We start from the raw sequence: 1,216 nt of genomic DNA, 5'->3' as shown, positions 1-1,216 counted from the left end.
CCATCACCGATGACGAGGCCTGCGCCGAGGCCGCCAGGATGGAGATCGTGCGGCGCTACTTCACCGCGGCCGTGCAGGTCAGACGCACCGGCACCGGCCAGGAGTACGTGGACAAGCTCGAACTCATCATGAAGAAGGCCGGGGTCTCCAAGGATTACTCACCCGCGCGCTCGGCGGCCCTGCTCAAGGAGGAGGCCACGGGGACGCCGGCCGGCGCCATGATCCTTCCGGACAACTCGGTGGTCACCGGCAAGACCCCCGACCGTCTGGGGGCCGCCAGCTCCCTGCTGATGAACGCTCTCAAGCAGGTCACCGGCGTGGATATGGAGCTGGAGGTCATCTCCAACGAGGCCATCGAACCCATCAGCCGGCTCAAAACCCAGCAGCTCGGCAGCCATAATCCGCGTCTGCACCCTGATGAGACGCTGATCGCGCTCTCCATCACCTCCGCCACCAGCGAGGTCGCGGCCCGCGTGCTGGCCGGTCTGCCGAAGCTGCGCGGCTGCGACGCGTTCTTCTCGGTCATCATCTCGGCTTCCGACGAGGCCCTGCTCAAGCGCTTGGGCATCAACGTGTGCTGCGAACCGAAATTCGAACGCTCGACGTACTACCACAAGTAGTCAGCAGGCGCTGCTGTGCCACCGCATACGAAGCCCTCCCTGCGGTCACCGTGGGGAGGGCGTTGTCATATTCGTCTGCACAAAGTTATCCACATACTTATTCACAAATGTGGGTAAACCCTCTGGATAACTGGTGGACGACACGCAAAATCGCGGTGGACAATGCGTGCGCAACCCCACCTACACTGTGGATACACACGGAACCGCCCGTTGCCGGTGGATAACTTCAAGACTTATCCACACACTGTCCTTCACTTATCCACATTCACATACCTGTGGATAACCGTTCTCCCGCATACGATCCAGATTGTTATCCACATATCCACCGTGCTTATGGTGTTGACTATTCCCCGTGTACAGGTAATCGCCGCAACCATAACGTCCGCCCGCAGACTCCCGTTCCGTTCATCACGGCAACAGCTAGAATGAACTCAGCACCAGAACGAAACGAAGACAGCAAGAAAGTCGAAATCGATTCCGCAGCTCTGGCCGATGCCGTGGCCTGGACCACACGCGTCATTGACGCCCGTCCCGCCAACCCGATTCTGGCGGGTATCCGTCTCGAAGCCATCGACGGCACCCTGCAGCTTTCCGCA

Annotated in this window: 2 protein-coding genes; both read left to right on the top strand. The window is 60.2% G+C overall.

Annotation, left to right across the window (positions count from 1 at the left end; all coding sequences use genetic code 11):
• A partial coding sequence (locus tag H9626_RS15595) for a DUF1846 domain-containing protein (protein WP_191710516.1) occupies window positions 1-620 on the top strand: 620 nt, incomplete at its 5' end.
• A gap of 425 nt (window positions 621-1,045) precedes the next feature.
• The coding region (locus H9626_RS15590; protein WP_497801153.1) for a hypothetical protein at window positions 1,046-1,216 on the top strand (171 nt) is incomplete at its 3' end.

It is taken from the genome of Phocaeicola faecium (genome assembly GCF_014837055.1).
GTDB lineage: Bacteria > Bacteroidota > Bacteroidia > Bacteroidales > Bacteroidaceae > Phocaeicola > Phocaeicola gallinarum.
Note: the sequence above shows the minus strand (reverse complement) of the source record. Positions and strands in the feature narration are given on the sequence as shown.